Annotated in this window: 14 protein-coding genes; 7 read left to right on the forward strand and 7 right to left on the reverse strand. The window is 67.8% G+C overall.

The features are described from left to right. The first annotated feature begins 59 nt into the window (after positions 1–59). Both AB0395_RS02220 and AB0395_RS02225 read left to right on the forward strand, forming a co-directional pair. Positions 60–1,232 carry an aminotransferase class I/II-fold pyridoxal phosphate-dependent enzyme gene (locus tag AB0395_RS02220; protein WP_366276125.1) on the forward strand — a complete coding sequence of 391 codons (1,173 nt, stop codon included), beginning with the start codon at positions 60–62 and terminating at the stop codon, positions 1,230–1,232. Between the two features lie 71 nt (positions 1,233–1,303). Further along, entirely contained in the window at positions 1,304–2,311 is a 1,008-nt protein-coding gene (locus tag AB0395_RS02225) for a DUF2278 family protein (RefSeq protein WP_366276127.1), read from the forward strand. Positions 2,312–2,442: 131 nt separating this feature from the next. On the opposite strand, the gene panB is transcribed toward AB0395_RS02225, so the two are convergent. Continuing rightward, the gene (panB, locus tag AB0395_RS02230) at positions 2,443–3,300 is read right to left on the reverse strand and encodes a 3-methyl-2-oxobutanoate hydroxymethyltransferase (protein WP_366276129.1); all 858 of its coding nucleotides are present in this window, start codon (positions 3,298–3,300) and stop codon (positions 2,443–2,445) included. Positions 3,301–3,462: 162 nt separating this feature from the next. Here panB and AB0395_RS02235 point away from each other — a divergent pair, with 162 nt between their 5' ends. The 3 genes from AB0395_RS02235 to AB0395_RS02245 all read left to right on the forward strand — a co-directional run bounded on the left by AB0395_RS02235 (position 3,463) and on the right by AB0395_RS02245 (position 6,958). Then, positions 3,463–4,659 (forward strand): MFS transporter, encoded by a 1,197-nt coding sequence (locus AB0395_RS02235; RefSeq protein WP_366276131.1) that lies wholly within the window; start codon positions 3,463–3,465, stop codon positions 4,657–4,659. A gap of 105 nt (positions 4,660–4,764) precedes the next feature. Further along, complete coding sequence (locus AB0395_RS02240; protein WP_366276133.1) at positions 4,765–6,327, forward strand: MFS transporter; 1,563 nt, start codon at positions 4,765–4,767, stop codon at positions 6,325–6,327. Between the two features lie 16 nt (positions 6,328–6,343). Beyond that, positions 6,344–6,958, forward strand: a complete 615-nt coding sequence (locus tag AB0395_RS02245) for a TetR/AcrR family transcriptional regulator (protein WP_366276134.1) — start codon at positions 6,344–6,346, stop codon at positions 6,956–6,958. A gap of 238 nt (positions 6,959–7,196) precedes the next feature. Here AB0395_RS02245 and AB0395_RS02250 read toward each other — a convergent pair whose 3' ends face one another. From AB0395_RS02250 to AB0395_RS02265, 4 genes are all read right to left on the reverse strand, one after another. Further along, positions 7,197–8,123, reverse strand: a complete 927-nt coding sequence (locus tag AB0395_RS02250) for an alpha/beta hydrolase (protein WP_366276135.1) — start codon at positions 8,121–8,123, stop codon at positions 7,197–7,199. Between the two features lie 515 nt (positions 8,124–8,638). Then, complete coding sequence (locus AB0395_RS02255) at positions 8,639–8,854, reverse strand: DUF1918 domain-containing protein (protein WP_366276136.1); 216 nt, start codon at positions 8,852–8,854, stop codon at positions 8,639–8,641. Between the two features lie 264 nt (positions 8,855–9,118). Beyond that, positions 9,119–9,349: a DUF397 domain-containing protein gene (locus AB0395_RS02260; protein ID WP_366276138.1), complete on the reverse strand. Its 231-nt coding sequence runs from the start codon at positions 9,347–9,349 to the stop codon at positions 9,119–9,121. Continuing rightward, positions 9,334–10,155, reverse strand: a complete 822-nt coding sequence (locus AB0395_RS02265; protein WP_366276139.1) for a helix-turn-helix transcriptional regulator — start codon at positions 10,153–10,155, stop codon at positions 9,334–9,336. The genes AB0395_RS02260 and AB0395_RS02265 overlap by 16 nt, the downstream gene beginning before the upstream one ends. Before the next feature lie 274 nt (positions 10,156–10,429). On the opposite strand from AB0395_RS02265, the gene AB0395_RS02270 reads away from it, so the two are divergent. Together AB0395_RS02270 and AB0395_RS02275 are read left to right on the forward strand one after the other, a co-directional pair. Then, positions 10,430–12,292 (forward strand): hypothetical protein, encoded by a 1,863-nt coding sequence (locus AB0395_RS02270; RefSeq protein ID WP_366276141.1) that lies wholly within the window; start codon positions 10,430–10,432, stop codon positions 12,290–12,292. A 4-nt stretch (positions 12,293–12,296) separates the two neighbouring features. After that, positions 12,297–12,587: a WXG100 family type VII secretion target gene (locus AB0395_RS02275; RefSeq protein WP_366276143.1), complete on the forward strand. Its 291-nt coding sequence runs from the start codon at positions 12,297–12,299 to the stop codon at positions 12,585–12,587. A gap of 3 nt (positions 12,588–12,590) precedes the next feature. On the opposite strand, the gene AB0395_RS02280 is transcribed toward AB0395_RS02275, so the two are convergent. Further along, a complete protein-coding gene (locus AB0395_RS02280; RefSeq protein ID WP_366276145.1) occupies positions 12,591–13,061 on the reverse strand; it encodes a hypothetical protein in 471 nt (156 codons plus the stop codon). 63 nt (positions 13,062–13,124) lie between these two features. Continuing rightward, positions 13,125–14,909, reverse strand: coding sequence for an NAD+ synthase (locus AB0395_RS02285; RefSeq protein ID WP_366276146.1), 1,785 nt, complete (start codon positions 14,907–14,909; stop codon positions 13,125–13,127). Positions 14,910–14,985 lie beyond the last annotated feature (76 nt).

The raw sequence follows: 14,985 nt of genomic DNA on the forward strand, positions 1-14,985 counted from the left end.
GGGCTGAATTTGCACGACCCGGTCTGACAGACATCCGGCGAGCGGGACATCCTTGACGCATGAGCGAACTTCGTCCGGAGACCCGTACCGTCCACCTTCCCCAGCCGGAGCTGAACGGCAGCCACCCCATCGCCGTGCCGATCTACCAGACCTCGGGCTTCGTCTTCGACGACCCGGCCGTCTTCGCCGAGGGGATGGGCCGCCCCGACGGTCCCTTCGTGTACGGCAGGCTGTCGAACCCAACCGTCCGATCCCTGGAGGAGGCGGTCGCCGGGCTCGAGGGCGGCGTCGGCGCGGTTGCGACCGCCTCGGGCATGGGGGCGATCAACTCGGTGCTGCTCGGCCTGCTCAAGCCGGGGGACCACCTGATCGCGCAGAAGCCCCTCTACGGCGGCACCGCGGCGATGATCAACGACCTGGCCGGGCGGTTCCGCATCGAGGTCTCCTACGTGCCGCAGGACGATCCGGCGGCGTTGCGCGCGGCCGTACGCGAGGAGAGCAGGATGGTCTACCTGGAGACCATCGCCAACCCGGTGACCCAGGTCGCGGACCTGCCGGGGATGTGCGCTGTCGCCCGTGAGGCGGGCCTGGTCTCCGTGGTCGACAACACCTTCGCCTCGCCGATGCTGTGCCGCCCGATCGAGCACGGCGCCGACATCGTGGTCCACTCGACGACCAAGTACCTGAGCGGACACACCGACGTGCTCGGCGGCGTCGCGGTCTTCGCCTCGGACGAGCTCTACCGCAAGGTGTGGCACTTCGCGGTCGAACTGGGCGCGACCGCCGACCCGTTCGCCGCCTGGCTCACTCTGCGCGGCATTCAGACCCTGCCGCTGCGCATGGAGCGCCACTGCTTCAACACCCGCGAGCTCGCCCTGCGCCTGGACAACCACCCCGCGGTCTCGGCCGTGCACTGGCCCGGCCTGCCCTCGCACCGCTCGCACCTGCTGGCCAGGAGGCTGCTGCCCGACTTCGGCGGGGTCTTCTCCTTCGACCTCGTCGGCGGCCGCGCGGCGGGCGAGAAGTTCATGAGCTCGGTACGGCTCGCGTTGCTGGCCCCGTCGCTCGGCGGTGTCGAGACGCTCATCCTGCACCCGGCGACCACCTCTCACCGCTCGCTGACGGCCGAGGAACTCGCCCGGCACGGGATCAGCGAGGGCACGGTCCGGGTCGCGGTGGGCATCGAGCACATAGAGGATCTTTGGGCTGATTTTTCCCAAGCGCTTTCATGACTTTTCGCTGGATGCCAGTGTGTAGTCGGAAAGCTGTGATCCGAAAAGTTGGTCTTTCGGAAGGTGGATCGATGCCACTGAAAAGCTACGGGGTCCTCGCGGGAAGAGCCGTCGACCGGCGGCGCGAGGGGGGTACGGACAGCCCGCACTACCAGATCCATCTGGTGGACACGGCGGGCACCTCGTACCGGATCGCGGTCAACGTCAAATCCCAGCAGGCCCCCTCCGACCTGCTCCAGCTCGCGGATGAGAACTTCAGACACCCCCTCACCCAGGCCCTGCCGCAGACGGCCGTCGGCTGGACGGCCCTTTCCTCCAGCCCCGGCGGCGCGGCCCTCGACTACATCCGGGGCAACCTGTTCGACCCGGCGGCCGTGCGCCCGCTTCCGCCCGACCTGCCGGGAGTCGACAACGACCTGGCCGACAGGCTCGATCACTACGTTCAGCGGGCGATCGCCGATCCCACCGCGATCGTCTACGCCTTCGGCGAGCGCTGGGGGCCGGAGTCCGGTGTCCCCGACAAGATCTTCGGGTTCCGGCCCGGCAACGGTGTCCATGACATCCACATGAACCAGGGCAACTCCGGCCGCTTCCGGGGCGACGACGGCGTGTGGCAGGACGGCGGCCTGCTCCTGCACTTCCCCACGGAGCAGCGCTGGATCGCGATCTTCCTGGCCTTCCAGTCCCAGGCCTGGCACACCGATGACATCACCGGGCACACCATCGAGGGCGCCCCCACGCGGCCGGGCACCGGGGAGGAGCCGGTGCGCGTGGTCGCCGCGCTCGTCAACCCCGTCGGGCCCGCGCCGGAACGCGAGGTCGTCACCCTGCTCAACGCCTCCTCCGCCCCGGTCGACCTCACCGGATGGCGGCTCGCCGACCGGGCCAAGAACGTCTTCCCGCTGCCCGCGGGTCCCCTGGCCCCCGGCGCGGTCCTCCAGCTCGCGGTGGGAGCCCCGTTCGCCCTCGGCAACGGCGGCGGTGTGATCACGCTGCTCGACGCCGCCGGGCTCAAGGTCCACGGAGTGTCCTACACCGCTGGGCAGGCGGCGAAGGAGGGCTGGACGGTCACCTTCTGACCCTCGAGCTTCTCAGGGGGCTGTGCCGTACCGGTGCCGCTCGGGATTCTCCCGGACGGCACCGGCATGGCGAACGGCGCCGGGTCCGGTGAAGGCGGGCGATCTCCCGTCAGGGGAGCCGCCGTCAGAGGTCAGTGGTAGCTGTGCTCGGCGGTGGGGAAGGCGCCGCTGGTCACGTCGTCGGCGAAGGCGCGCACCGCCCGGTCCATCTCTCCCGCCAGGTCGAAGTACTTCTTGACGAACTTGGCCGGGCGGGGAGTCAGGCCCATCAGGTCCTGCCAGACGAGGACCTGGGCGTCGGTCGCGGGGCCCGCGCCGATGCCGATGGTGGGGATGGACAGTGAGGCGGTGACCCGCTCGGCGAGGTCGGCGGGGACGCACTCCAGGACCACGGAGAAGGCCCCGGCGTACTCCAGGTCCTTGGCGTCGGCCATCAGCTCGTCGCCCGACTGGCCGCGCCCCTGCACCCGGTAGCCGCCGAAGGCGTTGACCGACTGCGGGGTCAGGCCCAGGTGAGCCATCACCGGGATGCCCGCCGAGACCAGCGCCTCGACCTGGGGGAGGACCCGGCGGCCGCCCTCCAGCTTGACCGCGTGGGCTCCGGCCTCCTTCAGGAAGCGGGCCGCCGTCTCCAGCGCCTGCTGGGGCGAGGACTGGTAGGAGCCGAACGGCAGGTCGGCGACCACCATCGCGCGTGCGGAACCGCGCACAACGGCCGCGGTCAGCGGCATCAGGTCGTCGACGGAGACCGGCAGCGTCGAGTCGTGGCCGTAGACGACCATGGCGGCCGAGTCGCCGACGAGTAGCACGGGGATGCCGGCCTCGTCGAAGACCCGCGCGGTCATCGCGTCGTACGCGGTGACCATCGGCCACCTCTCGCCCCGCTCCTTGGCTGCGGCGATGTCGCGGACGGTGATCCGTCGTCCGGCCTGGCCGCCGTAGAGCGCGGTCGGCGGGCTGGTGACGGAAGTGGTCACGGAAGAGGTCATGGAAAGCCTCCAGCAGAAGTCTCGAGGCGTCCCTGTGACGTCCCCGGACTGTTCCGATGATTGCACGCGTACGCCTCGTTAAACACCCCCGATCCCGACCGTAATCCGGTGGCGAGCATGTCGGAGCCGTACGACACAATGCATGCGGAGGTAAGTAATCAAATGGCAATAGAGCCTTACCGTCGTCTGCTGTCCATCCCCGGTGTACGGGCGTTGTTGCTGGTGGCGATGGTCGCCCGGATACCGGCGACCGCGACCGGGATCACGCTGACACTGCACGTTGTCGACGGGCTCGGGCTCGGTTTCGCCCAGGCGGGCCTGGCCGGAATGGCGAGCGCGGTGGGGATGGCCGTCGGATCGCCGCTGGCGGGACGGCTGGTCGACAGGCACGGTCTGCGGCCCGTGGTCCTGGTGACCTCCCTCGCGCAGCTCGCGTTCTGGGCGACGGCCTGGGCGCTGCCGTTCCCCGCGCTGCTCGCCGCCACGGCGCTGGCCGGGCTGTTCAGCCTGCCGCTGTTCAGCGTGACCAAGCAGTGCATCACGGCGATGGTCCCGATCGAGCAGCGCAGGCTGGGCTTCTCCCTCGACTCGATGCTCGTCGAGCTGTCCTACATGGTCGGCCCGGCCCTCGGCGTCGTCGGAGTCACCGTGCTCGGCAGCGCGTGGACGATGGGCGTGGTCGGAGTCGGTCTCGTCGGCGCGGGGGCGGCGCTGTTCGTGCTGAACCCGCCCATCCGCTCGGCCGAGGAGCTCGAGCAGCCGCAGGAGCGGGTGCCCAGGCGCCAGTGGCTGACCCCCGCGCTCGTCGGCCTGCTCGGCACCGTGTGCGCCGCGACGTTCGTGCTCACCACGACCGAGCTGTCGCTGGTCGCGAGCATGAAGCAGGCGGGCGACACCGAGTGGACGGGCGTGGCGATCGGCATCTGGTGCGCCTACTCGCTGATCGGCGGCTTCGTGTACGGCGCGCTGCCGCGAGGCTTCTCGCCGCTGGTGCTGATCGGCGCGATGGGCGTGCTCACCATCCCGGTCGGGCTGGTCGGCGGCGACTGGCGGTGGCTGATGCTGGCCCTCATTCCCGCGGGGGTGCTGTGCGCCCCGGGATTGTCGGCCACGGTTGATACCTTGAGCCGCTGGGTTCCCGCGGGGGCGCGCGGCGAGGCGATGGGCCTGCACGGCACGGCGTTGCTGATCGGCGGCGCCTCCTCGGCGCCGATAGCGGGAGTGCTCATCGACTCCTACGGTCCCGGCTGGTCCTTCGCCGTCGCGGGCCTGGTGGGGGTGGTGATGGTGCTGCTCGCCCTGCCCTTCTGGCGGCGAACCAGCACGTCAGTCGACGTCTCTGTGCCGGTTTCCATGTGAAGGATCCGGAAATATCCGGCAAATACGAAACGCAACGGTTGCGTATCGTAAGATAAACCGATACGGTACTGTTTCGAAACTTTTACGTATCGAAACGGGGCCTCCATGGAACAACAGACCGGTCACCCTAAACGGTGGCAGATCCTGGGAGTGCTGGTCTTCAGCCTCCTGGCGGTCGTGCTCGACAACACCATCCTCAACGTGGCGCTGAAGACGATCGCCGATCCGCAGGAGGGCCTGGGGGCCACGCAGAGCCAGCTCGAGTGGGCGATCAACTCCTACACCCTCGTCTTCGCGGGTCTGTTGTTCACCTTCGGAGTGATCGGTGACCGTACTGGGCGCAAGCGCATGCTGTTCATCGGAATGGCGCTCTTCGGCCTGGCCTCGCTGGCCAGCGCCTACGCCCAGGACCCGACGCAGCTGATCGTCGCCAGGGCGTTCATGGGCGTCGGCGGCGCCGCGATCATGCCCGCCACCCTCGCGATCATCTCGAACGTCTTCCCTCCGGAGGAGCGCGGCAAGGCGATCGGCATCTGGGCCGGTGGCGTCGGCATCGCCGTGGCGATCGGCCCGATCACCGGCGGCCTGCTCATCGAGCACTTCTGGTGGGGCTCGGTCTTCCTGATCAACCTGCCGATCGTGCTGGTCAGCATGGTGCTCATCGCGTTCATCGTGCCCGAGTCACGTGACCCAAGGCCGTCCAAGCTCGACCCGGTCGGTGTGCTCCTGTCCATCGTCGGCCTCGTCGCGATCACCTACGGCATCATCAGGGGCGGCGAGCTGGCCACGGTCGCCAGCGCGGAGGTGCTGGTCCCGTCGATCCTGGGCCTGGTCGTGCTGGCGGCCTTCATCTGGTACGAGCGCCGCATCGACCACCCGGCCTTCGACGTCCGCTACTTCTCCAACGCCCGCTTCTCCACCGCGGTCGGCATGATCGGCATCGTGTTCTTCGCGATGATGGGCGCGATGTTCTTCCTGATCTTCTACCTGCAGATCGTGCTCGGCTTCACCCCGATGGAATCGGGCGCGCTGATGATCCCGTTCGCCGCCGCCCAGATCATCTTCGCTCCGCTCAGCCAGCAGACGGTCAGGCGGTTCGGCAGCAAGGTGAGCGCCACCGTGAGCATGGTCGTCGTGGCCGCGGCCCTGGCCTCGTACGCGCTGATGGACCAGAACACCCCCATCCTGGTGATCGAGATCGTCTTCTTCGTCCAGGGAGCGGCGATGGCCAACATCATGCCGCCCGCGACCACCACGATCATGGAGTCGCTGCCCAGGGAGAAGGCGGGCGTCGGCTCGGCCATGAGCAACACCGTCCGCCAGGTCGCCGGAGCGCTCGGCGTCGCCCTGCTCGGCTCGCTGCTGTCGGCGACCTACCGCGACGAGATCGCCCCCAGCCTGACCGGCCTGCCCGAGCAGCTTCAGCACCTCGCGGGCGAGTCCCTGACCGGCACACTCGGCGTGGCCAAGGCCCTCGGTGAGCGCGGTGCCGCGCTGATCGAACCCGCCAAGCACGCCTTCCTCGACGGCATGCACGTCACGTCGCTGGTCTCGGCGGCGTTCGCGCTCCTCGGAGCCCTGGTGGTGCTCAAGTGGCTGCCGGGAAAAAACAGCCCCGCCCCCGTCGTGGAACAGCACAATCCCGACAAGGAAACGGCGGCTGTGTAGATAGTGTAGAGACACGATGACCACCACGGATGAGACGCAGACGGCCCGCCCGGCGGGCCGCCCCCGCAGCGCCAGAGCAGAGAAGGCGATCATCGATGCCACTCTCGACCTGATCGGTGAGAGCACCAGCCTCGGTGAGTTGTCGATCGAGGCGATCGCAGCCCGCGCAGGGGTCGGCAAGACGACCATCTACCGCCGATGGTCGAACAAGGAGGACCTGGTCGTCGACGCGCTCGCCACCCTCAAGGCGCCGCTGCCCCGGCTGGCGGGCAGATCGCTCCGCGAGGACCTGATCGCCTGCGTCGAGGTCTTCCTGCACGAGGCGTGCGACGCGCGGTCGCGGTGCGTGATGAACATCGCGATGAACGAGTTCGAGCGGCACCCGCGCCTGGTGAAGCGGATCCGCCAGGCGGCGATCGAGCCGCGCAGGGCAGCGCTGACCGCGCTGCTCCAGCGCGGCATCGCGACCGGCGAGCTCAGGGCCGATCTCGACGTCCCCGTCGCGCTCGCCGCGCTGATCGGCACCGTGGTCTGGTACGTGCGGGGTCTCGACCCCGACCACCAGGTGATCCAGGAAGGGGTCGTGGAGCAGGTCGTCGACCACCTCCTCGGCGGCCTGACCCCCCGCTGACCCCGGCCCCTCACCGCCCCCGGTGTCCCACTGACACCCCGACCGGCCCAGCCCCGACGGGCCGGTCGTCCGTTGTACGGCCTCTTTCGAGAGATCTTCTCGGTGAGGCGGCGTCTACGGTGAGGCGGTGTTCAAGGTGGGACGGTCTCAGGGGTGAGGTGGCGTCCACAGTGGGATGGGACGGTGTCCGGGACACATCACCTCATCTGTGAGGTGATGTGTCCCGCGAGGTGGATGTTCACTCCGAGAGCTGGGCACCCACCTTCGAGAGGAGCCACGGACGCATCGTCGGCAGGACGTTGGCCGCCTGCATGGCGCTCATGTGGTCGAGGCCGTCCAGGACCTTCACGTCCCACCCGAAGGCCTCGATCTCCGCCCGCCGGCTGATGATCGTGCTCGCGATGTTCACGCGCACGTCGCCCCAGCGCTCGCCGTACTCGATGTCGTCCGCCGAACCGGCGAAGCAGAGGCGGGGGCAGTCGATCCGCGCCTGGACGGCCTGGTCGTCGAACTCCCGCAACGCCTCGTACAGCGTGACGAACTGCTTGGTCTGGGGCTCCGTCATCTTCATCTCGACCGACGACCAGTCGATTTCGTCCGAGGTCCAGGAGGTCTCGGCGTCGCTCTGCGCGGACGCCTGGGACTTCTCGGCAGATTCCTCGGCAGATTCCTTGGCGGGCTCCTTGGCGGGCTCTTGCGGGGAGACGGACATCTCGTAGGTCGCCATGGTCACGCGCAGCATCGCCGCGTACGGCCCGCCGAGCGGAGGGAAGCCGCCCATGACGAGCGCGGAGAGGCGGTCGGTCCTGATCGCCAGCTGAAGCCCGCTCAGCGCGAGCCAGGAGTACCCGTAGTAGGCGAACCGGTCGGCTCCCACGCTGTCGGCAACGGCGAGCAGGTCGCGGGCGATGTTGTCGGGGGTGAGGGTCTCCGGCTTGGGCGAGGCCAGGACATGGCCCTCGTAGTCGAACGCGACCACCTGGAAGGCGTCGCGAAGGCCTTCGATGAGGGAGCGGCCGAGCGCCGGGTCCGCGCCCCACTGGCGCATCGAGTCGGCCTGCGGTCCTTCGATCGGCCGTGGGTTGACGGGGAGCAGCAGGACGGGGCCCTCGCCGTGGACCTCCAGCTCGATGGCGCTTCCGTCGTGCAGGGTCGCCTTGGTCATTGAAATCATCTCCAGCTTCGATCATCGGGCGGTGGCTAACTCTGTATGCCGTAAAGAGTTAACTGTGAGGAGAATAGCTTATCCCGTAAAGAGTTGCATCCCGGATGTCTCCGCCGGGTGTGTGACAGGAGGTGGTCCGTTCGGTGTCGTGCCAGGTTGGGGCATGCCGTCAGACGATGTCGCCGCCGAAGGGGGAAGTCCGGGGCATCCGATCCGAGGGGTGAGAGGGCTCGCCGGTGAAGGAACCGACCTTCGGCGGGAGATCGACGGAAAGGGTCGATCGGGTTGATGGGAAGAGACGGGAAGAGGCGAGCGGGGAGCGGCCTTCCCGCGTGCTCGCGGCTGTCCCGTTGGAGCTTTCCCGCGTGCCGTGGCCGTTCCAGTGGAGCGTTCTCGTAGTCCAGGCCGCCCTGGAGGAGCTTTCCCGTATGCCCGCCGTCGTCTCGCCGGGGCTCTCTCGCACGTCCGCCGCCGTCCCGCTGCAGGGACGGCGGCGGACCGCCCGCTCTTGAAGGTCACGAGGTGGTGAGCGGGGTCTCCCTCTGGTTTCCGGCGATCACGTGCGCGTCCGGGCCAGGAAACACCATGGTCTCGTGCTCGTCATGCTCCCAGTGCACCGTGTAGGGCGGGGAGCCGTCCTCATGGACCAACTCCACGATCACGCCGATCCGCCGGGTCTCGCCGTGCCGAGTGCCTTCGACGACAAGCTTGTCGCCTACCGCTGCCTTCATCTGATTTCCCCCCTCTTTCCTGGATTTCGGCGGGCTGCGGCCGGCGGCGGGTGCCGTACGGGTGGCACCATGCCGCGCCACGCCCGAATGACCGCGTGGAGGGTGACGTGGTCGGCTCATCGCCTGTCGCATCACCGCCGGCCGGCAGTTCAGCCCCCTCCCCGGCCACCGGTGCGCCTCCCTGCGGTGATACCCACCCCGAGGAGGTCTTGCACGGGCGGGTGAGGATGCTTCAAGGTTTCCCGATGGCCGTGACCTGGGGAATCAGCTGTCGAACTCGCCGAGCTTGACGCCGCGGATGAAGGCGCCCCACTCGGAGCCGGTGAAGAAGAGCTTCGGGCCGCCGGGGTTCTTCGAGTCGCGGACCGCGTGCAGCGGACCGAAACCCTGCCCGTTGCCCGGGGCGTCCAGGAGGGCCACCTCGACGCACTCGCCGCCGCTGGAGCCGCTCAGGGAGGACTTGCGCCAGGTCACGCCGGTCAGGTCTGCTGCCATTGCGTCATCACCTTCGCTATGAGGTCGGCACTGGCCCGCGCGGGCAGGGCCGCCGAGCGGATCGCTTCGTATCGCTTGCAGATCATCGCCACGTCACGGGGATCGTCCGTGACGTGCCCTACGGTGGCGGACTCCACGAACACACTATCCAGGCTGCCCTCGACGCCCGCAATGACGAATGCTCCTTCCATGCCCGTGACCACGCCCGCCCTCGCCGGGACGACCTGCACCGAGACCTGTCGCCGTTCTGAGGTGGCCAGCAGGGCGGCGAGCTGCTCGCGCATGACGCCGGGGGCGCCGACGTCGCGGTGCAGGACCCCCTCGTCGATCACGCTCCAGAGCAGGGTCTCGCCTGTCAGTAGCTTCTGCCGCTCCAGGCGGGCGGTGAGCAACTCCTCGACACGCTCGTCGGTTACTCCGGGGTCAGCTTCCAGAACCGCGCGGGCGTAGCCGGAAGTCTGCAGGAGGCCGGGGACCAGCAGCGGATGCCAGCTTCGCAGGGTCTCCGCGTTCCGCTCGACGTCGACCCACGGGCGAAAGCGCGGCGGGAAGACACTGTAGGCCAGCAGCGGCCAGATCCGGCTGAGCGCGCCCTCGGCCTTGAGCGCCTGGTCGCACCGCTCGACGAAGTCGAGCGACGGCGTGCGCTGCGCCGTCTCGACCATGCTGATCAGGCCGATCGAGTAGGTGATCTGGCGGCCGAGCTGACCCTGCGACCACCCGAACTGCTCGCGTCTGCGGCGAAGCTCGGTGGCGAAGAAGGTGAGCGGGCTGGGGTCGCCTTCTGGCTTGCGTGAGGGAGGCATCACGAACTCCTGTCCTGGGCCGGACCCGCTCGGTCGGGCGGCCGGAGGATCGGTAATGGAATCACTACGCAAAGTAATGGCGTGTGGCCGTAATGGGAAGCGCATCCCGAAGATGCGGCGGAAAAACATGCGTCCCCCGGTGGGTGATTCCACCCAAGGCATATTCGGGTTGCGGCTGCCACCTCTTTCTTTTAACAGCTTCGGTTGTGAAGAATATTGATAGGCTGTGAAAGCTCTGCCACGCTGATATCTCATCCCGAGAGGGTCGGGCGAAATGACAGAGTTCGTTGGCATTGATCCGGCCGGTGCCCGGCGTCTCATCGGCTCCATGGGGGACGCCGTACAGCGTGTCCGGACGCTGCGCCCCTTCTTGGCCGCCTCCATAGCCGAAGCGGGCCCGGACTGGCCTTCGGGGCCCGGAGCGGAGGTGCTCGACCGGGTCGGCAGGTTCCTGGAGGAGGTGCAGCGGGACCTGACCTGGCGAACGCAGGTCATCGAGCGCGTCGAGGGGGCGGCTGTGCCCGCGGGCGGGGTGAAGACGGCCCGGTTCGCTTTTCGCGACGCGTCATCCGCGCAGTTGGCCGGCACGCTCGCGGGAGCGCGCATCCGGGCAGCCTGGCAGGACTACGAAGCGGATCCCGGCGTCGCCGCCTGGGAGAGGGCGCAGGCCACACTGCGAGACGGCCAGGACAAGACCACCGACCCCGCCTACTCCACAGCGATGCTGTCCTCACTGGGAACCACCACCTTCGGTGCGATCCTCACCGCCGTCGGCAAGCACGAGGGGAGCGACCGGTACGGCTACGATCCGGCTGGCATGGAAAAGGCACGAAAGGATCTGGGGCCGCTGGTCGGGGCGTTCGCCTCCGCGGATGCGGCGGGTACCCTCCCTGCCGGGCTCAGGAAGCACGTGCTGGGCGAACTGTCCATAGGTGGCATGGCGGCACTCCTCGGTTTGGCTCGCCAGTCGCATGGCTTCCTGGTGCAGGCCGGGACGAAACTGGCCCAGTACGCCCGACATCGGGATGACGAAGAGGACTGGAACACCTACTGGCTGGTCAAGGCGTTGAGCCAGGACGGGGAAGCCACCCAGGAGCTACTCGCCGCCGGCGACAACGCGGCACTGCTGCTGCGTTCCGAGGTCGTCGGAGACGAGGGGCGTCCGGCGTTCAAAGAGCTGCTGGCCACAGCGTTGGACAAGGCCTTGGCGTCGGGGGTGGGAGACGCCGCTCATCGCCGAAACGCCTGGATCAACGTCATCAAGGTCTTCAGTGACAAGTCGTCATGGCCTTCCCTGCTTTCTGAGCCGGACAAGCGCGAGTTCAAGCCGTACCCCAGCAAGCAAGTTGGCCGAACGCCGGCAGGGAGGTGGGTGACCACCCCTGTGCCGTCACTGATCGGGCAGGTCCTCGCCCGGCATGTCTCCCAGTACTTTCCCGAACTCGCGGCCATCTGGAGCAAGAAGAAAGAGTTTCTGAGCTACACGTCGACAGCAGGGTGGGGAAGGCTGGAAACCGACGAGGTCGTAAGCTTTTTCGGAGGGTTGCTCCGGGACCCCGCAGCGCTTCCAGTTCTGAGAAAGGAGTACGAAGTCTTCGTAAAAGGCGTCGACCTTGGCAAGGAACATCCTTTCGGCAGTTCCGTAAGCGAGGGCGAGCGGGAGAGGCAGCGAGCCGTGTTCCTCGACAAGGCGGGAAGCGCTGCCGGTATGGCTTCCCTGCTGATCGGGGGGCTGAGCGAGGCCGACCTCGACGCAGAGGAACAGCGAAAGTTCCTCAATGAGCTCTTCACATTTCCGCTCGACGTTCTGGTAGGCGTGGGAACGGCCAAGTTTCTTGAGGAAACCGTTCTGGAAACGTCCGAAACGGTGGCGGCGGCTGTGGGGAAGACCATGGACCTCATGGGGAAGAACGCGTTGAAGGATCAGATCGAGGCGATATGGGATGGAGCGCCCCCTGAGGAGGCCTCTGAGCTTGCGAGGTCGCTCCTCGACAGGCAGATGGAGATGTTCGAGGCCTCATGGGCGCAGCATGGCCACGCACCTTTGGGCGACTCCGACATCGCCTACTTAAAGACGACGTTCGGTGGGTTTCTTCTGCCGGTGATTCTCGACGCCCTGAAGAAGAGAAACGGTTAATGACATGAACGGCGGAGACCTGCTACGCCAGGCCGAGGAGAAGGAGCTTCTCGCCTCCAGGTTTGAGGGATACGCGGAGAACCTCGCGACGCTCCTCGGTCGCGTCAAAACGGGATTCGCGGGCGGGGGCTCCGTCTGGACGGGTCTTGCGGCCCAGCGTTTCGACCAGGATGCTGAGCGGCGGCGTATCGAGACGAACCGGCTCGCCGAGCAGTGCAGACAGGCGGCACAGAACCTCAGAAACGCCGCTCGACGGCTTCGGTCGCAGGCTGGGGAAGCGGGGAAGCCCTTCTGATCATCATTCTTCTGCGAGACATTCGGTCTTTCCCGTGACCTGTATGTTCGGCTGGGATGTCTGCAAAAGGATGGTGAAGGTGATCCCGGGATTCTTCTTGCCGAGAACCAGGATCACCCGGTCCGGGCTTTCCTGGCTTGCACCACTGTTCTTCTCATATCCCAGGCTTATGAGCGTGTGATGAATCGATGGTTTGACAGCCCCGATCCACGCGGCGGGGGTGGTCTGTCCTCCCGCCGGAAAACTCTCGATGATGTTGTGAGTCTGTCGCCGGGTTCCCTCGGGGCACGTGGGGCCATCACCCGTGCCACGCTGATTTTCCTCGACGAGTTTCATGTCCCGCAGAGGGAAGTTTTTGAGCGCCTCGGTGTCCTTGGCAAGGACTTCGGACGCCTCGTCAAGGGTTGGGCCGCCGGTGGTGCAGGCGGTTGCCAGCAGCAGTATCAACAGGGCACATCCCACGGCATGACGCACCCTGTCGACTCTACTGATCAATCACCGGGCGGAGGCCTGATATTCGAACCCCGGCGGGGAAGCTCAGGGTGTCGTCTCGCGCCAGCGGTTGGTGATGGGGAGGCGGCGGTCGCGGCCGAAGTTCTTGGGGGTGATCTTGGGGCCTGGGGGATACTGGCGGCGCTTGTACTCGGCGAGGTCGACCAGGCGGATGATCCGGGCGACCAGGGCCGGGTCGTGGCCCGCGGCGATCAGTTCGGTGGAGCCCATGTCCTTTTCCACGTAGTCGTCCAGGAGGCGGTCGAGCACGTTGTACTCCGGCAGGGAGTCGGTGTCGCGCTGGTCGGGACGCAGCTCCGCGCTCGGCTCCTTCTCGATGGAGTTCTCCGGGATCGGCGGTCTCGCGAAGCCGTACAGGAACTCGCCGGACCTGCCCGCCTGGGCGTTGCGCCAGCGGGACAGTTCCCAGACCAGGGTTTTGAGCACGTCCTTGATGGGGGCGAAGCCTCCGGCGGAGTCGCCGTAGAGGGTGGAGTAGCCGACCGCCAGCTCGCTCTTGTTGCCGGTCGTGAGGACCAGGTGGCCGTGCTGGTTGGACAGGCCCATCAGGATCATGCCGCGTACGCGGGCCTGGAGGTTCTCCGCGGCCAGCCCGGTCAGCTCGATCTCCTTCTCGAAGCCGTCGACGATGCCGGAGATCGGGACGACCCGGGCGTTGATTCCCTGCCGGTCGACCAGTTCCCTGGCGTCGCTCAAGGAGTGCTCTGAGGAGTAGCGGGAGGGCATCAGCGCCGCGTGCACCCGCTCGGGGCCGATCGCGTCCGAGGCGATCGTCGCGGTCAGCGCCGAGTCGATCCCGCCGGAAAGTCCCAGGATGACCGACTGGAAGCCGTTCTTGCGCACGTAGTCGCGGACCGCGAGAACCAGTGCCGAGTAGACCTCGGCGGTGTCCTCAAGGTGCGCGGCGATCGAGGGAGGCTCGGGGGAGTACGGTTCGACGGGGAAGGCCGAAAGCTCCTCCCGCTCTACCGTGATCACCGTCCCGTCTCCGGCCTCGACCTCGAAGGTCCCGAGGCCGCCGAACCGGGCCTCCGGCAGTTCCAGATCCGTGATCAGGAGTTCCTCGGCGAACTGCGCGGCCCGCGCGACCAACTGGCCGGAGGCGGAGACGATCAGCGAGTCGCCGTCGAAGACCAACTCGTCCTGGCCGCCGACCTGGTTGGCGTAGGCGAGGGCGCAGCCCGCCTCCCTGGCCCGCCGTGAGACGAGTGCGAGCCGTACGTCATCCTTCTCCCGCTCGTACGGCGAGGCGTTCGGCACCACCAGCAGCCCGGCACCCGCCTCGGCGACCACGCTGACCGGGCCGCCCTCCTGCCACAGGTCCTCACAGACGGCGATCGCCACGTCGACCCCGCGGAGCCGGAAGATCGGCAGCCGGTCGCCGCGCACGAAGTAGCGGTATTCGTCGAACACGCCGTAGTTGGGCAGGTGGTGTTTGGCGGTCCTGAGGACCACCCGGCCCCGGTGGAGCAGGGCCGCCGCGTCCAGCGGTGCGCCCTTCGGCTGGCCGACGCGTGGCGCGAGGTTCGCCCGGTCGACGTAGCCGACGACCACCGGCGTCCCGCCAAGTCCCTCGTCGGCCAGCCGTACGGCGAGGGCCTCGATGGCGGCGATCGACGCCTCGACGAACGAGGTCCGCAGCACCAGGTCCTCGACCGGGTATCCGGTCAGGAACATCTCGGTGAAGACCACCAGGTGCGCGCCACGGTCGGTGGCGCGCCGGGTCCACTCGACGAGCCTGTCGGCGTTGGCCGCCAGATCGCCGACAGCGGGATTGGTCTGGGCCAGGGCGATGCGCAGTTGAGCCACGTGCCCTACCTTATTTCCGCTCCCCGAACCGCCGCCGCCGGGCCCGGATCCCCGCACGCCCGGGACGTCGTCCTTG

Source organism: Streptosporangium sp. NPDC051023, from assembly GCF_040689595.1.
Classification (GTDB): Bacteria; Actinomycetota; Actinomycetes; order Streptosporangiales; family Streptosporangiaceae; genus Streptosporangium.